The organism is Mesorhizobium sp. M7A.F.Ca.CA.004.12.1.1 (genome assembly GCF_003997835.1).
Classification (GTDB): domain Bacteria; phylum Pseudomonadota; class Alphaproteobacteria; order Rhizobiales; family Rhizobiaceae; genus Mesorhizobium.
In genome coordinates this window covers 1-1,748 of sequence record NZ_RZRK01001052.1, presented here as the reverse complement: position 1 = coordinate 1,748, position 1,748 = coordinate 1, and the positions used below count along the sequence as shown (strand labels likewise).

At 66.5% G+C, this 1,748-nt stretch carries 1 protein-coding gene; it reads left to right on the top strand.

Annotated features, from left to right (window positions below; translation table 11 throughout):
- A partial coding sequence (locus EN984_RS33465; protein WP_127384300.1) for an AMP-binding protein occupies positions 1-1,710 on the top strand: 1,710 nt, incomplete at its 5' end.
- Positions 1,711-1,748: the final 38 nt, after the last annotated feature.

The following is a 1,748-nucleotide window of genomic DNA, read 5'->3' as shown; positions in this document are numbered from 1 at the left end:
GGCCTGCCGGTGTCGCTGACACCCGCGGACAAGGCGCCACGACACTGGTTTCCGCAGCTGTCGATCAGCGTGCTGGAACCTATGACCATCGCCGAACTGGTGGCGCGGAACCCCGATCAGGCCTCGAACACCAACGCGCTGTTCGACCGTGTCGCCGAGGCGCGGCTCTTCGGCACCAACCTCGATCGTGGCCTGTTCCTGGCCATGCGCGATGCCGCCGACCGCGTCGGCGCTTCGCATACCATCATCGAGGACGTGATCTCCGGGGCGCTGACCTACCGCAAGCTGTTCATCGGCGCCCGCGTCCTGGGCAGGCGCTTTGAGGCGGTGACGGCTCCGGGCGAGGCGGTCGGCGTGATGCTGCCCAATGCCAACGGCGTCGTGCTGTCGCTCACCGGCCTTCTGTCGGCCGGCCGGGTGGCGGCGATGATCAACTATACGGCCGGACCGGCGAGCGTCACCGCGGCCGTGCGCACGGCGGTGATAAGGACCGTGATTTCCTCCCGCGCATTCGTCGAGAAGGCCGATCTGGCCGATATCGTCGCGGCGGTCGAAAAAGGCGGCGCCAAGCTGCTGTGGCTGGAGGATGTGCGGGAGAGCGTTACCGCGCTGGACAAGCTTGCCGCCGCTCTGCTGTGGCGCTGGCCGCTGCAGCGGCAGGATGCGGCCAAGCCGGCCGTGATTCTGTTTACTTCGGGCTCGGAAGGCACGCCGAAGGCGGTCGTGCTGTCGCACAAGAACCTGTACGCCAACGCCATGCAGGCCGAGGCGCGGATCACCATCTCGCCGGCCGACATCCTGCTCAACGTGCTGCCGGTGTTCCACTCCTTCGGCCTGACGGGCGGCACCATCCTGCCGCTGGTCACCGGGGTAAAGCTGTTCCTCTACCCCTCGCCGCTGCACTACAAGATCATCCCCGAGGTGGCGCGCAAGGTGAAGCCGACCATTATGTTCGGCACCGACACGTTCCTCGCCAACTATGCGCGCACCGCCAAGGACGGCGATTTTTCCAGCCTGCGCTTCGTCGTCGCCGGCGCCGAGGCGGTGAAGCCGGAAACCCGCCGCGTCTATCGCGAGCGCTTCCAGGCCGAGATCATCGAAGGTTTCGGGCTGACCGAGGCGGCACCGGTGGTTGCCGTCAACACGGCAATCCATGGCCGCGACGGCACGGTCGGCCGGCTGCTGCCTGCCATGCGCATGAAGCTGGAGCCGGTCGAGGGCATCTCCGACGCCGGCCAATTGTGGCTCGACGGGCCGAACCTGATGATGGGCTACATGACGTCGGACCGCCCCGGTGAGTTGCAGCCGCTGACCGGCTGGCACGATACCGGCGACATCGTCGCCGTCGACCGCGAGGGCTTCATCACCATTCGCGGCCGCGCCAAGCGCTTCGCCAAGATCGCCGGCGAGATGGTGTCGCTGGGGGCGGTCGAGATGCTGGTGCAGTCGCTGTGGCCGGAGGAGCGCCACGCGGCTGTGGCGGTGCCGGACAAGAGACGCGGCGAGCGCATCGTGCTGGTCACCACCGCCGACGATGCCAATCCCGACGAGCTGCGCAAATTCGGCAAACAGGCGGGCGCCGCCGAACTGATGGTGCCGAACGACATCGTCAAGGTGGAGGAAATCCCGGTGCTGGGTTCCGGCAAGACCGACTATGTGTCGACGAGGAAATTGGCGATCGACAGGCTGGGGCTCGGCGTCGCGGCCTGAGTCAGATCAAGCACTTCTGCGAATTTTCTAACCTATAT